Origin of the sequence: Vreelandella malpeensis (assembly GCF_020622355.1) — a bacterium.
GTDB lineage: Bacteria > Pseudomonadota > Gammaproteobacteria > Pseudomonadales > Halomonadaceae > Vreelandella > Vreelandella malpeensis.
This window is the reverse complement of record NZ_WHVL01000009.1, coordinates 1-21,164: the sequence shown is the minus strand read 5'-3', so window position 1 is coordinate 21,164 and position 21,164 is coordinate 1. Positions and strand designations below refer to the sequence as shown.

Genomic DNA, 21,164 nt, shown 5'->3' with positions numbered 1-21,164 from the left:
CGCGAGCCAATTAGTTGACGGCGTCTTTCAGCGCTTTACCGGCCTTGAAGCTGGGCACCTTGGCAGCGCTGATCTCGATCGGCTGACCGGTCTGCGGGTTACGACCGGTACGGGCAGCGCGCTCTTTGATCGCGAACGTGCCAAAACCTACCAGTGAAACGCTGTCGCCCTTCTTGAGGCTATCGGTGACGGACTCCACCATGGCATCCAATGCGCGAGTCGCCGCAGCCTTGGGAATATCGGCAGATGCGGCAATAGCTTCGATCAGCTCGGACTTATTCACACTTCACCCCTTAAATGTTTCGCAAAATGGCTCTGAACGGCGCGGTCACCGGCAGGTACAACCTCAAAGCGTAGCTGCGTTTTATAGCAATGCCTTGAAACACCTGTCAAGCGACCCAGTGTCGGGCGCCCGGGCCTTTGTCCCGGGCGCCCGTTATCGATACAAGTCTCTTCGGACCTGCTTAGTGCGTGCTGGCAACGGTAGTACCCTTGAACGATGGATCGGTACCAGCGAGCGTCGCCGCTCCCTCCACCGCTTCATCGGCCAGCGCGACCGTCAATACATCATCTATCCAGCGTACCGGGCGAATATCAAGCGCTCCCTTGATATTGTCCGGTACTTCCTTGAGATCACGACGATTTTCCTCAGGGATCAGGACGGTCTTTATACCACCCCGGCGGGCTGCCAGCAATTTCTCCTTGAGCCCTCCTATGGGCAGCACTTCACCGCGCAGATTGACCTCGCCGGTCATGGCGACATCGCAGCGTACCGGGCGCTGGGTGTAGGCGGAAATGATCGCCGTCACCATGGCGATACCCGCACTTGGGCCATCCTTGGGCGTGGCGCCTTCCGGCACATGAATGTGCAGGTCTTCGTTCTCGAAACGCTGCGGGTCGATCGCGAACGCCGCCGCCCGGGCCTTGACCACGGTCTGGGCCGCGCTCACCGACTCCTTCATGACGTCGCCGAGCGAGCCGGTCTTGTTCAACCGCCCCTTGCCGGGGGTGACGACGGACTCGATAGTCAGAATCTCGCCGCCCACGGATGTCCAGGCAAGCCCGGTCACGCGGCCGACCTGATCTTCCTTCTCGGCCAGCCCGTAGCTGTAGCGGCGCACGCCAGCGTAGGTCTCGACATCCTCGGCGGTAAGCGTGCGCTCAACCGCCGCCCCCGCTTTCTTGGAACTCACCTCGGCCTCGACATGCTCGCGCAGCACCTTGCGGCACACCTTGGCGATCTGGCGTTCGAGCTCGCGCACCCCGGCCTCGCGGGTGTAGTAGCGCACCAGTTCCAGAAGCGCTTCGTCATCGAGGGCCAGCTCATCAGGCTTCAGACCGTTGGCGCCGAGCTGCTTGGGCAGCAGATAGCGCCTTGCGATGGCAAGCTTCTCGTCCTCGGTGTAGCCGGGCAGACGAATGATCTCCATGCGGTCCAGCAGTGGTCCGGGAATGTTCATCGAATTGGCGGTACAGATGAACAGTGTCTCCGAGAGGTCAAAATCGAGCTCGAGGTAGTGGTCGCTGAAGCTGCTGTTCTGTTCCGGGTCGAGCACTTCGAGCAGCGCCGAGGCGGGGTCGCCACGGTGGTCCATGCCAAGCTTGTCGACCTCGTCGAGCAGAAACAGCGGGTTCTTAACCTCGGCGCGAGCCATGCGCTGCATCAACTTGCCGGGAAGCGAGCCGATGTAGGTTCGCCGGTGGCCGCGAATCTCGGACTCGTCGCGCACCCCGCCGAGCGCCAGGCGCACGTACTTGCGATTGGTTGCCCGGGCGATCGACTGCCCCAGAGAGGTCTTGCCCACCCCGGGCGGGCCGACAAGGCACAGCACCGGGCCCTTCATCTTCTTGACCCGCTTCTGCACCGCGAGGTATTCGAGAATGCGCGCCTTGACCTCCTCGAGGCCATAGTGATCCTCGTCGAGCACTTCCTGGGCCTTGACCAGATCGTGCTTGACGCGGGTGCGTTTCTTCCAAGGCACGGCGATCAGCCAGTCGAGGTAGGAGCGCACCACGGTGGCCTCCGCCGAGTTGCTCGCCATCATCTTGAGCTTGTTGAGCTCCTGGGTGGCTTTCTCGGCGGCCTCCTTGGGCATGCCGGATTCCTTGATGGCGCGCTCGTACTTCTCGGCCTCGTTGGGCACATCGTCGAGCTCGCCCATCTCCTTCTGGATGGCCTTCATCTGCTCGTTGAGATAGTACTCGCGCTGGGTCTTCTCCATCTGCTCCTTGACCCGCGAGCGGATGCGTTTCTCCACCTGGAGAAGATCGATCTCGGACTCGATCAGCGCCATCAGGTGTTCGATGCGATCACGCACGCGATCCATCTCGAGCAGCTCCTGCTTGTCACCGATCTTCAGCGACAGGTGGGCACAGATGGTATCCACCAGCCGGCTCGGGTCCTCGATGCCGGAGAGCGAGTTGAGCACCTCGTTGGGCACCTTCTTGGAAAGCTTGACGTACTGCTCGAACTGGTTAAGCAGTACGCGCACCAGCGCCTCCTGCTCGCGGGAGGTGAGCGGCTCGCTCTCGCGCGGAACCAGGTGCGCCTGGGTATAGCCCGCCTCGTTCTCCTCGATGTCGACCACGTCGGCGCGGAAGTTGCCTTCGATCAGAACCTTGACCGTGCCGTCCGGCAGTTTCAGAAGCTGCATGATATCGGCCACGGTGCCCATGCGGTAAAGGTCGTCGTTGTCCGGTTCATCCTGAGAGGCTTCGCGCTGGGCCACCAGGAGAACGCGCTTGTCCGATTCCATTGCGGCCTCGAGGGCCTGGATGGACTTTTCCCGACCCACGAACAGCGGGATCACCATTTGCGGGTAAACAACCACGTCGCGCAGCGGCAACATGGGTAAACACTGTGTCTGATCGGCGTTCTGCTGCATCGCAGACGTTCCTCAAAATCGGAGAAGCGCTTGGTGAAGCGTTACCACTTTAAAGCGCTTGACAGTATGGAAGACGCGGCTCGATGACCCGAGCCCCGGGTTCGCGCAGCGGCCAGACCCAGGTGCGGCTCAGTCAACGGCAAGGGGTCGCCTAGGCGACCCCTTGGATTGGCTTTTGCGAGCACTCAGGTCGAAAGGCGCATTAGCCGTCGGTGCCGTCGACGCGAGCCTTCTGCTGATTGAAGTAGATCAGAAGCGGCTGACTTTCGCCCGTGATGACCGACTCGTCGATGACCACCTTGCTGACGTCCTCGAGCGAGGGGATCTCGTACATGGTGTCGAGCAGCACCGACTCGAGAATCGAGCGCAGGCCGCGAGCACCGGTCTTACGCTCCATCGCCTTGGCGGCAACGGCGCGCAGCGCCTCCTCGCGAAACTCAAGCGCCACGTCCTCCATCTCGAAGAGCTTGGCATACTGTTTGACCAGCGAGTTCTTGGGCTCGGTCAGAATCTGGATCAGCGCGTCCTCGGTCAGTTCGGTGAGCGTGGCGATGACCGGCAGGCGACCGACGAACTCCGGTATCAGACCGAACTTGACCAGATCCTCCGGCTCAACGCCGGCCAGCACCTCGCCCACACCGCGCGAGGATTCCTTGCTTTTGACACTGGCGTTGAAGCCGATGCCACCTTTCTCGGCGCGGTCACGAATGACGTTGTCGAGCCCGGCGAAGGCGCCGCCCACAATGAACAGGATGTTGGCGGTGTTGACCTGCACGAACTCCTGCTGCGGGTGCTTGCGCCCCCCCTGGGGTGGAACCGAAGCGGTGGTGCCCTCGATCAGCTTCAGAAGCGCCTGCTGCACACCCTCGCCCGATACGTCGCGGGTGATCGAGGGATTGTCCGACTTGCGCGAGATCTTGTCGATCTCATCGATGTAGACGATGCCGCGCTCCGCCTTCTCGACATCGTAGTCGCACTTTTGCAGCAGCTTCTGGATGATGTTCTCGACATCCTCGCCCACGTAGCCCGCTTCGGTCAGCGTGGTCGCGTCAGCAATAGTGAAGGGTACGTTCAGAAGCCTGGCCATGGTTTCCGCCAGCAGCGTCTTGCCGCTACCGGTCGGGCCAATCAGCAGGATATTGGATTTACCCAGCTCCACATCGCCATCGCGCACTTCGCTTTTCAGGCGCTTGTAGTGGTTGTAGACCGCCACCGACAGCACCATCTTGGCACGGTCCTGGCCAATGACGTAGTCGTCCAGGGTGTGGCGAATTTCGCGAGGCGTAGGCAGACGCTCCTCGTCGCTCTCGGCATCGGCTTCGAGAACTTCCTCGCGAATGATGTCGTTGCACAGATCGACACACTCATCGCAGATATATACGGACGGGCCGGCAATCAGCTTGCGTACTTCGTTCTGGTTCTTGCCACAAAACGAGCAGTAGAGCAGCTTGCCACCTTCGTCCTTGCCTTTGCCGTCGGCCATTGGCGTACCTCTATCGCTGCGGCGGCGTTCGCCGCCTTGAAAGCTCGTTGGAAAAGCGGGAATCCGATAACGCTATCAGGATGTAGGGCGCTTATCCAGCACTGCGTCGATCAGGCCGTACTCTTGAGCCTTGTCGGCGCTCATGAAATTGTCGCGGTCGGTATCACGCGCCACTTTCTCGATATCCTGGCCCGTGTGATGGGCAAGAATCTGGTTCAACTTCTCGCGGATGCCGAGGATTTCCCGAGTGTGGATCTCGATGTCCGAGGCCTGACCCTGGTAGCCGCCGAGCGGCTGGTGGATCATTACGCGCGAGTTGGGCAGACAGTACCGCTTGCCCGCGGCACCCGCGGTCAGCAGAAGCGCGCCCATGCTCGCCGCCTGACCGATACATACGGTCGAGACGTCCGGCTTGATGAACTGCATGGTGTCGTAGATCGACATGCCCGCCGTGACCGAGCCACCGGGCGAGTTGATATAGAGATGGATATCCTTATCGGGATTCTCGGACTCCAGGAACAGCATCTGCGCCACGACCAGGTTAGCCATGTAATCTTCGACCGGCCCGACGAGGAAAATGACGCGCTCCTTGAGAAGGCGCGAATAGATATCGTAGGCGCGTTCGCCCTTGGCGCTCTGCTCGACCACCATGGGGACCAAACCGCCGGCGTTTTGAATATCAAACTCACTCATTCGGGTGATTCCTTGCGTCCGGTAAGAGAGTGGCGCGCCGGGCGCGCCACGCGTTGCATCAGGCCTCGGACTCTTCGCCTTCGCCCTGCTCTGCCTGCTGCTGGGCAGCGGCCAGCGCCTGCTGGTAGGTCATCTCGACATCCTTGACCGTCGCCTGCTCGAGAAGCTTGTCGACCGCCTTCTCTTCGAGGATGGCGGACTTGACCTGGGTCTTGAGCTCGTCGTTACCCATGTAGTAGTCGACGACTTCGGACGGGTCCTGGTACTGCTCGGCCAGCTCCTCGACCTTGGCCTTGATCGCGGCGTCGTCGGCGTCGAGCTCGTGAGACTTGATCACTTCGGCCAGCAGCAGGCCGACCTGAACGCGGCCACGGGCCTGCTCCTCGAACAGCTCGTTGGGCAGCTGGCTGACGTCGAAGTCTTCACCGAGGCCGAACTGCTGCGCAGCCTGGCGCTTCATGCCGTCGGTCTCCTGCTGAACCAGTGCGCTCGGCACGGTGATCTCGTTGGCCTTCTTGAGCGCATCGAGCACTTGCTGCTTGACGCGATTGTCGACCGCCTGGGAGGCTTCGCGGGTCATGTTCTTCTTGATCTCGGCGCGGAACTTGGCTTCGTCGCCATCCTCGATACCGAAGCGTTCGAAGAAGTTCTGGTCGACCTCGGGCAGCGCCTGAGTGCTGACCTTGTGAACCTTGACCTTGAAGGTCGCTTCCTTGCCCGCCAGGTGCTCGGCCTGGTAGTCCTCCGGGAAGGTCACGGTCAGGGTCTTCTCTTCACCGGCCTTGGCCCCGATCAGCTGCTCCTCAAAGCCGGGGATGAAGCTGTTGGAACCGATCACCAGCGCGTGGCCCTCGGCACTGCCGCCTTCGAAAGGTTCGTCGCCCAGAAAGCCCTGGAAATCGATGGTGACCTGGTCGCCATCTTCGGCAGCCTTGTCGTCTTCCTTCCATTCGGCGTTCTGCTTGCGCAGCGTCTCGATCATCTCGTCAACGTCGGCATCGGTGACGCTCACTACCGGACGCTCGACTTCAGTGCCCTCGATCGAGCTGAGCTCGACCTGCGGGTACACTTCCATGACCGCCACGAATTCGAAATCCTTGCCCGCCTCGTTGATCTTCGGCTCGATCTTCGGGAAACCGGCGGGGTTGAGTCCTTCATCGGTGATCGCACGCACGTAGCGCTCGCGCATCACCTCACCCACGACCTCGTTGCGCACGCTCGCGCCGTAGCGCTGGCGAACGACGTCCATGGGTACCCGGCCCTGGCGAAAACCGTTCAGGCGAACGTTCTTCGCGGTGTCTTTCAAGCGAGCGCTGACGGCCTCGTCGATGTCGGCAGCCGGTACCTGAATGGTGATACGGCGTTCGATGGGGGAGGTCGTCTCGACAGAAACTTGCATGAATTGTCCTCTAGCGGCTGGGCTTTGTGTTGATTGCTTGATGTTCAGTGCATATTCGGTGTTCAAGGGGGCAATTTTAAGAACCCCGGCGTGCAGTGGCAAGCACCATGCTCGCAAGATGGGGGCGCGCCGGGCGATTACAAGGCACCGGCACAGAAATTGTCGCTTTCCCCTAGTGCTGGGCGCTGCGGCGCCATCCGAGCGTCACGGCGTGGAGCAGCAGCCCGCAGGTGGCGGCATGGGAGATGAAGCGCTGCCAGCTGATCCAGTCAGTCATCAGCGCGTGCCAGACGCCCATCATCACCGCGCCGGCCAGCATCATGATGGTCAGACGCTTGAGCAGCGCCGTCAGCGCACTGCGCTGCGTTGATGCCAACAAACGCCACTGGAGCAGCGCCGCACCGATGACCACCGCCAGGGCGATGAGCAGCATGGTCAGGTGCGTCTGGTGGCCACCGGCAAGATAGCGTGGCACGATGGAGATCATCACGATGCAAAGACCCAGCGTGACGCTGACGCGTTCGGCGGAAACCGTCTGCATCAGGCGACCGTCAACGCTTGTTCGTCGATCCACTGCTCCACCCAGGGCACGGCGGCGTCGTCGGCCATGAACGTCTCCATGGCATCCACCTCCAGGCGTTCGCCCAGACGCTCGGCCCCGAGCTCTTCGAGAAGCGCGTCGAGCGCTCGCCCGGCGCCGCAGAAGGTATCACCGTAGGAACTGTCGCCGAGCGCGATCACGCCGTAGCGCAAGGTGCTCAGCGCCGGGCTCTCGTCGCGCAAACGGCGCACGAACGGCACGATATTACCGGGGAAGTCGCCGCTGCCGGTGGTGGAGATGCAGAACAGTGCAAGCTCACACGCCTGGAGATCCTCGAGACTCGGCTGCTCGAAGATATCGACATCGTAGCCGGCGGTCTCGAACAAGGGTTTGACCTGCTCGGCGACATCCAGTGCGCCGCCGTACATGGTACCCACGACAATCGAAAGCTTGGGCATCATCGGTATCCTGTAACGCTTTGCAGGCACTGAACCTGCAAAAATAGTTGATGAATTCGCTCGGATATTAACACGACTCACCCGGCGCACGCAGCCGGTCGACCCGCGATAAAAAAGGCGCCCTTCGCGGGGCGCCTCGATCGTGAGTCTGGCCAGGGACTCGAGCCATCCAATCTTTACCGAGTGCTGGTGTAGTGCTCCACCTGCTGCTTGAGCTTCTGGCCAGGCCGAAAGGTCACTACCCGCCGGGCGGAGATCGGAATCTCCTCGCCGGTCTTGGGGTTACGGCCAGGGCGCTCGCGCTTGTCGCGCAGATCGAAATTGCCGAAGCCCGACAGTTTGACCTGCTCGTTCTCGCGCAGGCAGGCGCGAATCTCCTCGAAAAACGCCTCCACCATCGCCTTGGCCTCGCGCTTGGAAAGCGCAAGCTCGGTATGTAGATGCTCTGCCAGTTCCGCCTTGGTCAACGCCCCCATGACGCCTCTCCTTGTTCGCAAACCCATTGCTCGAAAGGTCAGTCGCAGCCGGCGTCCGTCAGCCCCGCAACCGTGCGTTCAGCACGGCGTTCGCCTGCGCCACGATCGAATCCACGCGCTCATTGATTTCATCATCATTTAGCGTGCGCGATGGATGCTGCCAGGTCAAGCCCAGAGCGATACTCTTCTGCCCCGGCTCCACGCCCTTGCCGGCGTAGACGTCGAACAGCTTGAGATCCTGCAGATAATCGCCCGCCTCGCGCTTCACGCAGTCCAGCAGCGACTGTACCGGCACCTGCTCATCGAGCATGAAGGCAAGATCACGACGCACTTCCGGGTAGCGTGACAGCGGCTCGAAGGCCGGAATCACGCCATCGCCGAGCGCGTCGAGGCGCACCTCGAAAAGCACCGCATCGGCCTTGAGACCGAGTTCGGCGCGTACCTTCGGGTGAAGCGTGCCGATCCAGCCGGCGGGACGGTCGTGATGCAGAAGCCGTGCGCTCTGCCCAGGATGCAGCGCCGGGTGCTCGGCGGGCTCGAAGCGCCAGGCACCGGGATTGCCACCGAGCGCGAGAAGAGTCTCGAGATCGCCCTTCAGATCGAAGAAGTCGATCGCGTCCTTAGCGCTGCTCCAGCCCTCCACTTCGCGTGAGCCGCAGGCCAGCGCCCCCATCATCGGCGTCTGGACGAGGGCGTCGAGCTCGCCTTCGAACACCAGCCCGGTCTCGAACAGCCGCACCCGGGTCTGCTGGCGATTAAGGTTGTGCTCGAGAGCGCGCACCAGTCCCGGGAAAAGACTGGCCCGCATTACCGACAGATCCGCCGAAATGGGGTTGGCCAGTACCGGCGATACCGCTTCGGGCAGGATTGCCTTTTGCAACTCCGGCGCGACGAAACTGTAGGTCACCGCTTCCTGGTAGCCGCGCGCGACCATCTGGTTGCGCAGCCGGGCCTGGGTCAGCCGAGCCTCGTTCGCCGGGCGAAGCGCCAATCGCGCCGCCGGACGACGAACCGGCAGGTTGTTGTAGCCGTGGATACGAGCGATTTCTTCGATCAGATCCTCTTCGATGGCGATATCGAAGCGCCAGCTCGGCGCCGTGACGCGAAAACCCTCCTCGACGCGCTCGGCCGTCATACCGAGGCGACCGAGAATGTCGGCGACGTCATCATCGGCCAGCGTCTTGGAAAGCGCCTGGGCCAGACGCGCCTTGCGCAGCGTGATGACGCGCTCCGAGGGCAGATGCGCCTCGCTTTCGCTCGCGCAGACCGGACCCGGCACGCCGCCGCAGATCTCCATCAGCAGCTGGGTCGCCCGTTCGATGGCGTCGATCGTCAACGCCGGATCGACGCCGCGCTCGAAACGGTGCGAGGCATCGGTGTGCAGCCCGTAGGAGCGCGCCTTGCCGGCGATAGCCAGCGGCGTGAAGTAGGCGGCCTCGAGAAACAGGCTGCGGGTCTTGTCGCTCACTCCTGAGGTTTCGCCGCCCATGATGCCCGCCATGGCGAGCGGCCCGGAGGCATCGGCGATCACCAGCGTGTCGGTGCGCAACGCCACATCCTGACCATCCAGCAGGGTCAGGCGCTCGCCCTCCCCGGCCATGCGCACCTCGATACCCTCCTGGAGATTGTCGAGATCGAAGGCGTGCAGCGGCTGGCCGAGCTCGAGCATGACGTAGTTGGTGACATCCACCGCGGGGTCGATGGCGCGCACGCCACTGCGCCGCAGGCGCTCGACCATCCACAAGGGCGTCGGCCGGGTGAGATCGACCTCGTTGATGATGCGAGAGACGTAGCGCGGGCACTGTTCGGCGGCGGCGATGCGCACCGGGAAGCGGCGATCGCTCGCCGGGGCAACCGGCGCGAGCGACGGCGACGCGACCGGCAGGCGGTTGAGCACGCCCACTTCGCGCGCCAGCCCTTTCACGCTCAGACAGTCGCCGCGGTTGGGCGTCAGATCCACCTCGATGGTGGCGTCGTCCAGCAGCAGATAGTCGCGCACGCTGGTACCGACCGGGGCATCAGCGGGCAGTACGAAGATGCCCTCGGACGTCTCCTCCTCGAGACCCAACTCCGAGGCGGAGCAGATCATGCCGAAAGACTCGACGCCGCGAAGCTTCGCTTTCTTGATCTTGAAATCGCCGGGCAGCACTCCGCCCACCTGGGCGAAGGGTACGCGCTGGCCAACGGCCACGTTGCGCGCGCCGCATACCACCTGCACTTCGCCCGTGCCGTCGCTGACGCGGCAGACGTTGAGCTTGTCGGCATCCGGATGCGGCTCCTTGGCGATCACTTCGGCCACGACCACGCCTTGGAAAGCCGGGGCGACGGGTTCGACGGCATCGACCTCGAGGCCCGCCATGGTGATCTGGTCGGCCAGCGCCTGGGTCTCGAGCTTCGGCGAGACCCACTCACGCAGCCACTGTTCTGAAAATTTCATGCTCGTTCCTGTGTCTGGCGGCGTGGTTAGGCGAACTGGCGCAGAAAGCGCAGATCGTTTTCGAAGAACAGGCGCAGGTCATTGACGCCGTAGCGCAGCATGGCCAGGCGCTCGGCCCCCATGCCGAAGGCGAAGCCGGTGAAGCGCTCGGTGTCGATACCGGAGTGCTTGAAGACTTCCGGGTGCACCATGCCGCAACCCATCACCTCGAGCCAGCCGCTGTGCGAGCAGACCCGGCACCCCTTGCCACTGCACATCACGCACTGGATGTCGACTTCGGCGGAAGGCTCGGTGAAGGGGAAGTAGGAGGGCCGAAAGCGCACGTCGAGATCGTCGCGCTCGAAGAACGCCTGCAGGAAATCTTCGATGGTGCCCTTGAGATCGGCGAAGCTCACGCCCTCGTCGACCAGCAACCCCTCGACCTGATGGAACATCGGCGTATGGGTCAAGTCTGAGTCGCTGCGGTAGACCCGCCCCGGGCAAACGATGCGAATCGGCGGCTCGCTCTCCTTCATGGTGCGCACCTGCACCGGCGACGTATGGGTACGCAGAAGCCGCGTGGCGTCGAAGTAGAAGGTGTCCGCCATGCCGCGCGCCGGGTGATGGGCGGGAATGTTGAGCGCTTCGAAGTTGTGGTAGTCGTCCTCGATCTCCGGGCCGACCGCGACGTCATAACCGATGCGCGTGAAGAGGTTCTCGATGCGCTCGAGCGTACGCGTGACCGGGTGCAGACCGCCGCCGGCCTGATGGCGACCGGGCAGCGTCACGTCGATCTTCTCCGCTGCGAGACGCTGGTTCAACGCCTCGCTTTCAAGCGCGGCGCGCCGGGTGTCGATCTCGCCAGCCAATGTCTGCTTGGCCTGGTTGATGCGCTCGCCCGCCGCCGGACGCTCTTCGGCAGAAAGCTTGCCGAGGCCCTTGAGCAGCGCGGTGACCTCGCCCTTCTTGCCCAGATAGCGAACTCGCAACTCATCCAGCGCCGCGACGCTCTGCGCGGCCTGAATGGCCTCGCGCGCCTCGGATACCAGCGTAGGCAGGTGATCCATCCATTACACTCCGAATTAAGCGATTTTTTACAACTCATTCATTACTGCAAGACAGCGTTTTAAACGCCGTGGCCCGCAAGCGCCGTGGCGCCGATGCCGAGCGCAACGCGCGGGTCACGTCTTTTAAGACACGGCCCTGAAAAGTGCTTTACATTGCACCATTACAAAAAAACAGGGGAAGAGCGGCTGCTCTTCCCCTGCTCGGGTCACTTTACAATGACCTTACGGTTTTAAGCCAACGAAAGGCTTGAAACCTTATTGGGCAGCCTTGGCTTTTTCCACGATAGCAGCAAAGGCTGCTTTCTCGTGTACCGCCAGATCGGCCAATACTTTACGGTCGATTTCGATGCCGGCCTTCTTCAAACCGCCAACGAAACGGCTGTAGGACATACCGTTGATGCGCGCACCAGCGTTGATACGCTGGATCCACAGGGCGCGGAACTGGCGCTTACGATTACGACGGTCACGGTAGGCGTACTGGCCGGCTTTGATGACGGCCTGCTTGGCCACGCGGAAAACGCGCGAACGGGCACCGTAGTAACCCTTGGCCTGCTTCAGTACCTTCTTGTGACGACGACGGGCGACTACGCCACGCTTGACTCGAGTCATGACTTACTCCTGACGATATAGATTTCGAAAACGACTTACAGGTTCGGCAGCATGCGCTGGATCAGCGCCTTGTCGGACGCGTGGATCTGCTTCATGCCGCGAAGCTGACGCTTACGCTTGGTCGATTTCTTGGTCAGGATGTGACTACGGAAAGACTGCTTGTGCTTGAAGCCATTAGCCGTCTTCTTGAAGCGCTTGGCCGCGCCGCTGTTGCTTTTGATTTTCGGCATGAGAAAAACTCCGCTCGATGTTTTTTAGAAAACCCAGGGCCGGTCAGCGCCAGGCGCTGACCCGTTAAACTCGCCGCTGGATCACTTCTTTTTGGGGGCAAGAATCATGATCATCTGGCGGCCTTCCATTTTCGGGAAGGATTCCACCGAACCGATCTCTTCGAGGTCAGCAGCGATCCGCTCCATCAGCTTGCGGCCGATGTCCTGGTGCGCCATTTCGCGACCGCGAAAACGCAATGTGACCTTGCCCTTGTCACCACCTTCGAGAAAGCGGATCAGGTTCTTGAGCTTCACCTGATAATCGCCTTCGTCGGTGCCAGGCCGGAATTTGACTTCCTTGACCTGGATTTGCTTTTGCTTTTTCTTTTGAGCCGCTTTCTGCTTTTTCGTCTCAAAAACGAACTTGCCGTAATCCATGATCTTGCAGACGATCGGATCGGCATTGGAAATTTGCACGAGGTCGAGACCGGCAGCTTCAGCACGCTCCAACGCTTCAGTGGTGGGCACCACACCCAACTGCTCACCTTCGGCGTCGATCAGACGTACTTCTTCTTCGGTAATACGCTCGTTCATTGGTGGGCGCTTGTCTGCTGGACGCCCGCGCGGATTGCTTCGCTTGATTGCTCTGTCTCCTTAGGCAATTGACGATGTCGCCAGGGCTGCTCTCTCGGCAGTAACGCGCTCGATGAACTCATCGACGGTCATGGTGCCGAGGTTTTCGCCGCTGCGAGTTCGCACGGCCACTGAGTCAGCTTCGACTTCCTTATCTCCGACCACAAGGAGATAGGGAATTTTCTGTAACGTATGCTCACGGATTTTAAAGCCGATCTTCTCGTTCCTCAAGTCTGCCTTGACGCGAAGACCGCTTTTTTGCAGGCGATTCTCCAATTCGAGCGCATAATCGCGCTGAGAATCGGTAATATTCATGATCACGACCTGCTCGGGCGCCAGCCATAATGGCATGGCACCGGCATAGTGTTCAATCAGGATGCCGATGAAGCGCTCCATGGAACCGACGATCGCACGGTGCAGCATGACCGGCGGCTTGCGCTCGCCCTCTTCGGTCACGTACTGGGCACCGAGGCGCTCAGGCATCATGAAATCGACCTGCATGGTGCCGACCTGCCATTCGCGGCCCAGGCAATCCTTCATGTGGTACTCGATCTTGGGTCCGTAGAACGCACCTTCGCCGGGAAGTTCCTGCCACTCGACATCACATGCTTTCAAGGCGCCGCGCAGCGCTTCTTCGGCGCGGTCCCACACGTCGTCGCTGCCGATGCGCTTTTCCGGGCGCAGGGCGATCTTGATCGCGATGTCCTCGAAGCCGAAGTCGTGATAGACCTTGAGCGCCTGACGATGAAAGCTCGTGACCTCCGGCTCGACCTGGGCTTCGGTGCAGAAGACGTGACCGTCATCCTGAGTGAAGGCGCGCACGCGCATGATGCCGTGAAGCGCACCCGAGGGCTCGTTGCGGTGGCAGCCGCCGAACTCGCCAAAGCGCACCGGAAGCTCCCGGTAGCTTCGAAGCCCGGAGTTGAACACCTGGACGTGGCCCGGGCAGTTCATCGGCTTGAGCGCGTACTCGCGCCTCTCCGACTCGGTGAAGAACATGCCGTCGGCGTAGTTGTCCCAGTGGCCGGACTTCTTCCACAGCGACACGTCCATGATCTGCGGGCAGCGAATCTCCTGGTAGCCGCCAGCCTTGTAGACGCCGCGCATGTACTGCTCGACCTGCTGCCACAGCGCCCAGCCGTTGGGGTGCCAGAAGATCATGCCCGGCGCCTCTTCCTGCATGTGGAACAGGTCGAGCTTGCGCGCAAGCTTGCGGTGATCGCGCTTCTCCGCCTCCTCGAGGCGCTTCATGTACGCCTTGAGCTGCTTCTTGTCGCCCCAGGCGGTGCCGTAGATGCGCGTGAGCATCGCGTTGGAGGCGTCCGCCCGCCAGTAGGCGCCGGCCAGCTTGGTCAGCTTGAAGGCCTTCAGGTGACGGGTGTTGGGCACGTGCGGGCCCCGGCACATGTCGGTGTACTCTTCGTGGTGGTACAACCGAATGGTGGCGCCTTCGGGGATGTCGCGGATGATCTCCTGCTTGTACGGCTCGTCGCGGCTCTCGAAAGTCGCCATGGCCTTGTCGCGATCCACGTACTCGCGCACCACGTCGTACTCCTGGTCGATCAGCGCCTGCATGCGCTTCTCGATCGCCTCCATGTCCTCCGGCGTGACCGAACGGCCGAAGTCGATATCGTAGTAGAAGCCGTTCTCGATCACCGGGCCGATCGCCATCTTGGCGTCCGGGTAGAGCTGTTTCACCGCATGCCCGATCAGGTGCGCACAGGAGTGACGAATGATCTCGACGCCTTCCGGGTCGCGGGCGGTGATGATCGCCACGTCCGCGTCGTGTTCGATCATATCGGCGGCATCGACCAGCACACCGTCTATCTTTCCGGCAACGCACGCCTTGGCCAAACCAGGGCCAATGGACTCGGCAAGCTGCATAATGGAAAGCGGTTCGTCGAAGGGTCGTTGACTGCCGTCGGGCAGTGTCACAATGGGCATTCGGATGTTCCTTGAGCGCAGTGGTGATCCATACCAGGGATCACATATCGCTATCAATGGCTTGAGGATTCGTTTCAAACGCAAAAGCGCCTGCCCATCGATGGGCAGGCGCGTAGCCTAGCAGACTTTAAAGCGGCGAGACACCGGCGCCGAGCCGCTTCAATCGAACGCCAGCGGCAGAACGTGTTCGCGGGTCAGCGGCGCAAGCTCGAGTGCCAAGGCTTGCCTTGGCGCCACCCATATCGTTTCTGCGATCTCCGCCGCCGCCTCCACGCGCTCATCGAGCACAAGGCGATAGAGCTCGGCGTCGATCAGCGTGTTCGCTTCGTTGGCCGCCTCGATCTCGACCCGCGTGACGTACGCAAGACGAGATGGCGCCACGCGCACGCCTAGCTCCTCCTCGATTTCACGCGTCAGCGCCTCGCGGACGGGCTCACCGGGCTCGATCTTTCCGCCGGGCTGCATGAAATAGCGAGTGCCGCGCTTGCGAACCAACAAGAGCTCCCCCTTCACGTTCTCGACGATCGCTGCGGCGATGCGAAGCGTCTGCTGCGGGAGTTCACTTGTGAGCGCCATGCTAGAACGCCCAGTCGTCGTCTTCGGTGGCCACCGCCTTGCCGATCACGTAGGACGAACCCGAACCCGAGAAGAAGTCGTGGTTCTCGTCGGCGCTCGGTGACAGCGCGGCCATGATGGTCGGGTCGACGTCGGTGACGCTGCTCGGGAACAGTGGCTCGAAGCCCAGGTTCATCAACGCCTTGTTGGCGTTGTAGTGCAGGAACTTCTTGACGTCTTCGGTGAGACCCACTGCGTCGTAGAGCGACTCGGTGTAGCGCACCTCGTTGTCGTAGAGCTCCAGCAGCAGCTCGTAGGCGTAGTCCTTGACCTGCTGGCGGCGCTCTGGCGTTGCCTCGTTGAGCGCCTGCTGGAACTTGTAGCCGATGTAGTAGCCGTGCACCGCCTCGTCGCGAATGATCAGGCGAATCAGGTCCGCCGTGTTGGTGAGCTTGGCGTGGCTCGACCAGTACATCGGCAGATAGAAGCCCGAGTAGAACAGAAACGACTCGAGAAAGACGCTCGCCACCTTGCGCATCAGAGGATCGTCGGAACGGTAGCGCTCGAGGATCAGCTCGGATTTGGCCTGCAGCGTCGGGTTCTCCTCGCTCCAGCGGAAGGCGTCGTCGACGTCACGCGTGGTACAAAGCGTCGAGAAGATCGAGCTGTAGGAGCGCGCATGCACCGACTCCATGAAGGCGATGTTAGTGTATACCGCTTCCTCGTGAGGCGTGCGTGCGTCTTCCATCAGCACCGGCGCGCCGACGCTGCTCTGGATGGTGTCCAGCAACGTGAGCCCGGTGAACACGCGGATGGTCAGCTGCTTTTCCTGCTGGGTCAGCGTATTCCAGGACTGGATGTCGTTGGAAAGCGGCACTTTTTCCGGCAGCCAGAAGTTGCTGGTCAGGCGGTTCCAGACCTCCAGGTCCTTGTCATCCTGAAGGCGGTTCCAGTTGACGGCATCGACCCGTGATAAGCGTTGCGTAGTGGTCATCCCATGAATCTCTTAAGTCGTTGCGATGTTACAGCGTGCAGGAAACGCAGCCTTCCACCTCGGTGCCCTCGAGGGCACTCTGGCGAAGACGGATGTAGTAGAGCGTCTTGATACCCTTGCGCCAGGCATGGATCTGCGCCTTGTTGATGTCGCGAGTGGTGGCGGTGTCCGGGAAGAACAGCGTCAGCGACAGCCCCTGGTCGACGTGCTTGGACGCCTCGGCGTAGGTATCGATGATCTTTTCCGGGCCGATCTCGTAGGCATCCTGAAAGTAGTCGAAATTCTCTTCGTTCAAGAAAGGCGCCGGGTAGTAGACGCGGCCGAGCTTGCCTTCCTTGCGGATCTCGATCTTCGCCGCCACCGGATGGATGCTCGAGGTGGAGTGGTTGATGTAGGAGATCGAACCGGTCGGCGGCACCGCCTGCAGGTTGCGGTTGTAGAGGCCGTGGGCCATCACCGATGCTTTGAGCTCCTCCCAGTCGGCCTGAGTCGGAAGCGCGATGCCGCTGCGCTCGAAAAGCCCGCGCACCTTCTCGGTCTTCGGTAGCCATGCCTCATCGGTATACTTGTCGAAGAACGTGCCCGAGGCGTAGGTGGAATCCTTGAAGCCTGCGAAGGTGTCGCCGCGTTCGATGGCCAATTGGTTCGAGGCGCGAATGGCGTGAAACGCCACGCAGTAGAAGTAGAGGTTGGTGAAATCGAGACCCTCTTCACTGCCGTAGTAGATGTGCTCGCGGGCCAGAAAGCCGTGCAGATTCATCTGGCCAAGGCCGATGGCGCGGGACTTGGCATTGCCTTCGGCGATCGACGGCACGCTCTTCAGATTGCTCATTTCGGAAACGGCGGTGAGGCCGCGAATCGCGATGTCGACGCTGGTGCCGATATCGCCGGCGTCCATGACCTTGGCGATGTTCATCGAGCCCAGATTACAGGAGATATCCTGACCGACCTTGCTGTAGTTCAGGCTTTCATCGTACTCGGTCGGCGTATTGACCTGCAGGATCTCGGAGCACAGGTTGCTCATGTTGATCCGCCCGGCAATCGGGTTGGCCCGGTTCACTGTATCTTCGAACATGATGTAGGGGTAGCCGGACTCGAACTGCAGCTCGGCGAGCGTCTGGAAGAAGGCGCGTGCGTTGATCTTCTGCTTGCGGATACGCGCGTCCGCGACCATCTCATGGTACTTCTCGGAGACGCTAATGTCGCCGAAGGGCTTGCCGTAGACGCGTTCGACATCATAAGGCGAGAACAGGTACATATCCTCGTTGCGCTTGGCGAGCTCGAAGGTGATGTCCGGAATCGTCACGCCAAGCGACAGCGTCTTGATGCGGATCTTCTCGTCGGCGTTCTCGCGCTTGGTATCGAGAAAGCGCAGGATGTCCGGGTGGTGCGCGTTGAGGTACACCGCGCCCGCGCCCTGGCGCGCGCCGAGCTGATTGGCGTAGGAGAAGGCGTCTTCCAGCAGTTTCATGATCGGGATGATGCCGGAGGACTGATTCTCGATGCGCTTGATCGGCGCCCCCGCCTCACGAATGTTGCTCAAGAGAAACGCTACGCCACCGCCGCGCTTGGAAAGCTGCAGCGCCGAGTTGATCGAGCGGCCGATCGACTCCATGTTGTCTTCGATGCGCAGCAGAAAGCACGATACCAGCTCGCCGCGCTGCTGCTTGCCGCAGTTCAGAAACGTCGGCGTGGCCGGCTGGAAGCGCCCGGTGATGATCTCGTCGACCAGCGATTTGGCAAGCTGCTCCTCGCCGCGGGCGAGCGTGAGCGCGACCATGCACACGCGATCCTCGTAGCGTTCGAGGTAGCGTTTGCCGTCGAAGGTCTTGAGCGTATAGCTGGTGTAGTACTTGAACGCGCCCAGAAAGCTCGGAAAGCGGAACTTGAAGGCGTAGGCCTGCTCGAACAGCGCCTTGACGAAAGCGGGCGCGTATTGTTCGAGCACCTCGGCCTCGTAGTAGCCCTCTTCCACCAGGTAATCGAGCTTCTCCTCGAGCGAGTGGAAGAAGACCGTGTTCTGGTTGACGTGCTGCAGGAAGTACTGGCGCGCCGCTTCGCGATCCTTGTCGAGCTGGAGCTCGCCGTTGGCGCCATACAGGTTCAGCATGGCGTTGAGGGCGTGGTAATCGAGCGTACGCGCCTGCGCCTTCTCCGCCGCCGGCTTCTTGGTGTCGGCCTGGCTTGTCGTGACTACGTTTGTCGTTTCCAAAACTCTTCTACTCCTTTGCGAACCCTGGCGACGTCATCGTCGGTGCCCAAAAGCTCGAATCGATACAACAGCGGCACCTGGCATTTCTGCGCAATGATGCGCCCGGCCAGCCCGTATGCCTCGCCAAAATTGGTATTGCCTGCGGCAATGACGCCTCGAATGAGGCGCCGGTTGTGCTCATCGTTCAAGAAGCGGATCACCTGGATCGGAACCGCGCCTTGCGCCCCGCCCCCACCGTAGGTCGGCGTGATCAGCACGTAAGGGGCTTCGATGTGCGGTGTCGGCTCGTCGCGACCGATGGGCAGCCTTCGCGCTTCAAGCCCCAGCTTCTCGACGAAACGATGGGTGTTGCCTGACTTGGTGGAAAAGTACACCAGCGTGCCAGCCAACGGTGCGTGCGCGTCCGTCAGCATGGCGATGAATCAGGCGAGCGCCTGGATACGATCTGGGCGAAAGCCCGACCAGTGATCCTCGCCGGCCACAACGACCGGCAGCTGGCGATAGCCCAGCGCCTCGACCTGCGCCTGGGCACCATCTTCGGCGGTAATGTCGATCACCGTGTACTCGATGCCCTGCTTGTCCATGGCACGATAAGTAGCGGTGCACTGGACGCAGGCGGGCTTGCTGTAGATTTGGATGGCCATGGCTACTTTTTCCTTTTCATAGCGGCGTTATTAGGCTAGGGCACATGTAGTGTCCCAACCTCATAAAAGACACTACGAATACTATATATAGACCACTGCAAAATCAATTCAAGCATATATAGTATTTTTTCATCCACAGCTTATTGACAAACAATGCCCAGCGACGCCGCGGGGGCGCGCACTGATTTAAGCATGAAAACCGGCGTTTTTGGCCTGCATTCAACGCCATGAAACGCCGTTTTGACGCTCGATTAATCGCCGATGAAAGTTATCCACTTCGGCCATCGAGGCAAAAGATTTGGCCCGGCACGCAAAACCGAGCCGATACACCCATACGTGAAACGAGCGCCGCACGGCGGTTGCCGACAAACGCTTTTGAACAGCTCGTACATCAATGTCGATACATGAAAAAGCCCGGCCGATTGGCCGGGCTTTCGAAGGCGATTGCGGGGCTATCAGGCGATGGCAGCCTGGTAGCGACGCTCGACCTCTTCCCAATTGACGACGTCGAAGAAGGCGGCAACGTAGTCGGGACGCTTGTTCTGGTATTTCAGGTAGTAAGCGTGCTCCCACACGTCCAGGCCCAGGATCGGCGTGTTACCGTGCATCAGGGGGCTATCCTGGTTCAAGGTGTTCTCGACCACGAGCTTCTTCTCGGGAGTGACAGAGAGCCACGCCCAGCCGCTGCCGAAACGGCCGGTGGCGGCCTTCTTGAACTCTTCCTTGAAGGTATCGATGCCACCCAGCTCGCTGTCGATCGCCTTGGCAACGTCACCCTGGGGCTGGCCGCCACCGTTGGGCGACATCATCTGCCAGAACATGGAGTGGTTGACGTGGCCGCCACCATTGTTGATCACGGCCTGACGCTTGGCTTCCGGCACGCGGTCGAGGTTGGAAACCAGCTCTTCGATCGCCACGTCCTCGAGGCCGGTGCCTTCCAGCGCTCCATTGAGGTTGGTGACGTAGGTGTTGTGGTGACGCGAATGGTGGATTTCCATGGTCATCGCATCGATGCTCGGCTCGAGCGCGTCATAAGCGTAGGGCAGTTCAGGCAGGGTATGTGCCATGTCATCGTCTCCTTGAGTGACTGTCGGTGTTCAATCGAAGTAGGTGCGGTCGCGCCCACCTCTTTTCAACCGCTGCTGCGGATTTTTACCTAAAACGTCAACGCCTTTTGGTGCTGCGTGCCCTGCACTCTAGCCAAGAATCGCCGCCTCGGCGAATGCCCAGGCGAGGCCGGCGCAGGGCACGCCATCACAGCTTGCTCTCGAGCGCCGGCAGGATCTCGAACAGATCCCCCACCAGCCCGTAGTCCGCTACCTGGAAGATCGGTGCTTCCTCGTCCTTGTTGATCGCCACGATCACCTTCGAGTCCTTCATCCCCGCCAGGTGCTGAATGGCCCCCGAGATACCCACCGCGATGTACAGATCCGGCGCCACGATCTTGCCGGTCTGCCCGACCTGCATGTCGTTGGGCACGAACCCGGCATCCACTGCCGCCCGCGAGGCCCCCACCGCCGCGCCGAGCTTGTCGGCGATGGCGTCGAGCAGCTTGAAGTTCTCGCCGTTGCCCATGCCGCGACCGCCAGAGATCACCACCTTCGCCCCGCCCAGTTCCGGACGGTCCGAGGCCGCAAGCTCCTCACCGATAAACTGCGACTGGCCGTTCTCGACGACGGTGTCTACTGCCTCGATCGCGGCGCTGCCGACCTGGCCGACCGCGTCGAAGGCCGTGGTACGCACGGTCATCACCTTGAGCGCATCGTCGCTTTTCACCGTGGCGATGGCGTTGCCGGCGTAGATCGGGCGCTTGAAGGTGTCCGGGCCGTCGACCGCGACGATCTCGGAGAGCTGGCTGACGTCCTTGAGCGCGGCCACGCGCGGCAGCACGTTCTTGCCGGTGGTCGAGGCGCTGGCGAGCACGTGGGTGTAGTCGCCGGCGAGCT

At 61.3% G+C, this 21,164-nt stretch carries 21 protein-coding genes; all 21 read right to left on the bottom strand.

What is annotated here, in order from left to right:
- Positions 1–10: 10 nt before the first annotated feature.
- The gene (gene hupB / locus GEV37_RS16485) at positions 11–283 is read right to left on the bottom strand and encodes a nucleoid-associated protein HU-beta (RefSeq protein WP_227391363.1); all 273 of its coding nucleotides are present in this window, start codon (positions 281–283) and stop codon (positions 11–13) included.
- Between the two features lie 181 nt (positions 284–464).
- Positions 465–2,885 (bottom strand): endopeptidase La, encoded by a 2,421-nt coding sequence (gene lon, locus GEV37_RS16480; RefSeq protein WP_227391362.1) that lies wholly within the window; start codon positions 2,883–2,885, stop codon positions 465–467.
- Positions 2,886–3,087: 202 nt separating this feature from the next.
- Entirely contained in the window at positions 3,088–4,368 is a 1,281-nt protein-coding gene (gene clpX, locus GEV37_RS16475) for an ATP-dependent Clp protease ATP-binding subunit ClpX (protein ID WP_227391361.1), read from the bottom strand.
- A gap of 75 nt (positions 4,369–4,443) precedes the next feature.
- A complete protein-coding gene (gene clpP, locus GEV37_RS16470; RefSeq protein WP_227391360.1) occupies positions 4,444–5,061 on the bottom strand; it encodes an ATP-dependent Clp endopeptidase proteolytic subunit ClpP in 618 nt (205 codons plus the stop codon).
- A 58-nt stretch (positions 5,062–5,119) separates the two neighbouring features.
- On the bottom strand, positions 5,120–6,460 hold the full coding sequence (tig, locus tag GEV37_RS16465) for a trigger factor (protein WP_227391359.1): 1,341 nt from the start codon (positions 6,458–6,460) through the stop codon (positions 5,120–5,122).
- 172 nt (positions 6,461–6,632) lie between these two features.
- A complete protein-coding gene (locus GEV37_RS16460) occupies positions 6,633–7,001 on the bottom strand; it encodes a hypothetical protein (protein WP_227391358.1) in 369 nt (122 codons plus the stop codon).
- Complete coding sequence (locus GEV37_RS16455) at positions 7,001–7,459, bottom strand: flavodoxin (RefSeq protein WP_227391357.1); 459 nt, start codon at positions 7,457–7,459, stop codon at positions 7,001–7,003. Before GEV37_RS16455 ends, GEV37_RS16460 begins: the two co-directional genes overlap by 1 nt.
- Before the next feature lie 176 nt (positions 7,460–7,635).
- Positions 7,636–7,935: an integration host factor subunit alpha gene (locus GEV37_RS16450; RefSeq protein WP_227391356.1), complete on the bottom strand. Its 300-nt coding sequence runs from the start codon at positions 7,933–7,935 to the stop codon at positions 7,636–7,638.
- 58 nt (positions 7,936–7,993) lie between these two features.
- Positions 7,994–10,372 (bottom strand): phenylalanine--tRNA ligase subunit beta, encoded by a 2,379-nt coding sequence (gene pheT / locus GEV37_RS16445; protein ID WP_227391355.1) that lies wholly within the window; start codon positions 10,370–10,372, stop codon positions 7,994–7,996.
- A gap of 26 nt (positions 10,373–10,398) precedes the next feature.
- Positions 10,399–11,418 (bottom strand): phenylalanine--tRNA ligase subunit alpha, encoded by a 1,020-nt coding sequence (gene pheS / locus GEV37_RS16440; protein WP_227391354.1) that lies wholly within the window; start codon positions 11,416–11,418, stop codon positions 10,399–10,401.
- A gap of 255 nt (positions 11,419–11,673) precedes the next feature.
- A complete protein-coding gene (gene rplT, locus GEV37_RS16435) occupies positions 11,674–12,027 on the bottom strand; it encodes a 50S ribosomal protein L20 (RefSeq protein ID WP_009097607.1) in 354 nt (117 codons plus the stop codon).
- Positions 12,028–12,062: 35 nt separating this feature from the next.
- Complete coding sequence (gene rpmI / locus GEV37_RS16430; protein WP_009724291.1) at positions 12,063–12,257, bottom strand: 50S ribosomal protein L35; 195 nt, start codon at positions 12,255–12,257, stop codon at positions 12,063–12,065.
- Between the two features lie 81 nt (positions 12,258–12,338).
- The gene (gene infC / locus GEV37_RS16425) at positions 12,339–12,830 is read right to left on the bottom strand and encodes a translation initiation factor IF-3 (protein WP_227391353.1); all 492 of its coding nucleotides are present in this window, start codon (positions 12,828–12,830) and stop codon (positions 12,339–12,341) included.
- Positions 12,831–12,890: 60 nt separating this feature from the next.
- Positions 12,891–14,813 carry a threonine--tRNA ligase gene (thrS, locus tag GEV37_RS16420; protein WP_227391352.1) on the bottom strand — a complete coding sequence of 641 codons (1,923 nt, stop codon included), beginning with the start codon at positions 14,811–14,813 and terminating at the stop codon, positions 12,891–12,893.
- 159 nt (positions 14,814–14,972) lie between these two features.
- A complete protein-coding gene (locus GEV37_RS16415) occupies positions 14,973–15,389 on the bottom strand; it encodes an NUDIX hydrolase (RefSeq protein ID WP_227391351.1) in 417 nt (138 codons plus the stop codon).
- A 1-nt stretch (position 15,390) separates the two neighbouring features.
- Positions 15,391–16,362 (bottom strand): class 1b ribonucleoside-diphosphate reductase subunit beta, encoded by a 972-nt coding sequence (gene nrdF / locus GEV37_RS16410; RefSeq protein ID WP_227391350.1) that lies wholly within the window; start codon positions 16,360–16,362, stop codon positions 15,391–15,393.
- A 28-nt stretch (positions 16,363–16,390) separates the two neighbouring features.
- Positions 16,391–18,574 (bottom strand): class 1b ribonucleoside-diphosphate reductase subunit alpha, encoded by a 2,184-nt coding sequence (nrdE, locus tag GEV37_RS16405; RefSeq protein WP_227391349.1) that lies wholly within the window; start codon positions 18,572–18,574, stop codon positions 16,391–16,393.
- Positions 18,556–18,987: a class Ib ribonucleoside-diphosphate reductase assembly flavoprotein NrdI gene (gene nrdI / locus GEV37_RS16400; RefSeq protein ID WP_227391348.1), complete on the bottom strand. Its 432-nt coding sequence runs from the start codon at positions 18,985–18,987 to the stop codon at positions 18,556–18,558. Before nrdI ends, nrdE begins: the two co-directional genes overlap by 19 nt.
- Positions 18,988–18,996: 9 nt before the next feature.
- A complete protein-coding gene (nrdH, locus tag GEV37_RS16395) occupies positions 18,997–19,218 on the bottom strand; it encodes a glutaredoxin-like protein NrdH (protein WP_227391347.1) in 222 nt (73 codons plus the stop codon).
- A gap of 455 nt (positions 19,219–19,673) precedes the next feature.
- Positions 19,674–20,285, bottom strand: a complete 612-nt coding sequence (locus tag GEV37_RS16390) for a superoxide dismutase (protein ID WP_227391346.1) — start codon at positions 20,283–20,285, stop codon at positions 19,674–19,676.
- 187 nt (positions 20,286–20,472) lie between these two features.
- A partial coding sequence (locus GEV37_RS16385) for an electron transfer flavoprotein subunit alpha/FixB family protein (RefSeq protein ID WP_227391345.1) occupies positions 20,473–21,164 on the bottom strand: 692 nt, incomplete at its 5' end.

Excerpts from the sequence above, each read along its gene's own strand:
- lon (WP_227391362.1), bottom strand. The coding sequence starts at position 2,885 with ATGCAGCAGAACGCCGATCAGACACAGTGTTTACCCATGTTGCCGCTG.
- clpX (WP_227391361.1), bottom strand. The coding sequence starts at position 4,368 with ATGGCCGACGGCAAAGGCAAGGACGAAGGTGGCAAGCTGCTCTACTGC.
- clpP (WP_227391360.1), bottom strand. The coding sequence starts at position 5,061 with ATGAGTGAGTTTGATATTCAAAACGCCGGCGGTTTGGTCCCCATGGTG.
- tig (WP_227391359.1), bottom strand. The coding sequence starts at position 6,460 with ATGCAAGTTTCTGTCGAGACGACCTCCCCCATCGAACGCCGTATCACC.
- GEV37_RS16460 (WP_227391358.1), bottom strand. The coding sequence starts at position 7,001 with ATGCAGACGGTTTCCGCCGAACGCGTCAGCGTCACGCTGGGTCTTTGC.
- GEV37_RS16455 (WP_227391357.1), bottom strand. The coding sequence starts at position 7,459 with ATGCCCAAGCTTTCGATTGTCGTGGGTACCATGTACGGCGGCGCACTG.
- GEV37_RS16450 (WP_227391356.1), bottom strand. The coding sequence starts at position 7,935 with ATGGGGGCGTTGACCAAGGCGGAACTGGCAGAGCATCTACATACCGAG.
- pheT (WP_227391355.1), bottom strand. The coding sequence starts at position 10,372 with ATGAAATTTTCAGAACAGTGGCTGCGTGAGTGGGTCTCGCCGAAGCTC.
- pheS (WP_227391354.1), bottom strand. The coding sequence starts at position 11,418 with ATGGATCACCTGCCTACGCTGGTATCCGAGGCGCGCGAGGCCATTCAG.
- rplT (WP_009097607.1), bottom strand. The coding sequence starts at position 12,027 with ATGACTCGAGTCAAGCGTGGCGTAGTCGCCCGTCGTCGTCACAAGAAG.
- rpmI (WP_009724291.1), bottom strand. The coding sequence starts at position 12,257 with ATGCCGAAAATCAAAAGCAACAGCGGCGCGGCCAAGCGCTTCAAGAAG.
- infC (WP_227391353.1), bottom strand. The coding sequence starts at position 12,830 with ATGAACGAGCGTATTACCGAAGAAGAAGTACGTCTGATCGACGCCGAA.
- thrS (WP_227391352.1), bottom strand. The coding sequence starts at position 14,813 with ATGCCCATTGTGACACTGCCCGACGGCAGTCAACGACCCTTCGACGAA.
- GEV37_RS16415 (WP_227391351.1), bottom strand. The coding sequence starts at position 15,389 with ATGGCGCTCACAAGTGAACTCCCGCAGCAGACGCTTCGCATCGCCGCA.
- nrdF (WP_227391350.1), bottom strand. The coding sequence starts at position 16,362 with ATGACCACTACGCAACGCTTATCACGGGTCGATGCCGTCAACTGGAAC.
- nrdI (WP_227391348.1), bottom strand. The coding sequence starts at position 18,987 with ATGCTGACGGACGCGCACGCACCGTTGGCTGGCACGCTGGTGTACTTT.
- nrdH (WP_227391347.1), bottom strand. The coding sequence starts at position 19,218 with ATGGCCATCCAAATCTACAGCAAGCCCGCCTGCGTCCAGTGCACCGCT.
- GEV37_RS16390 (WP_227391346.1), bottom strand. The coding sequence starts at position 20,285 with ATGGCACATACCCTGCCTGAACTGCCCTACGCTTATGACGCGCTCGAG.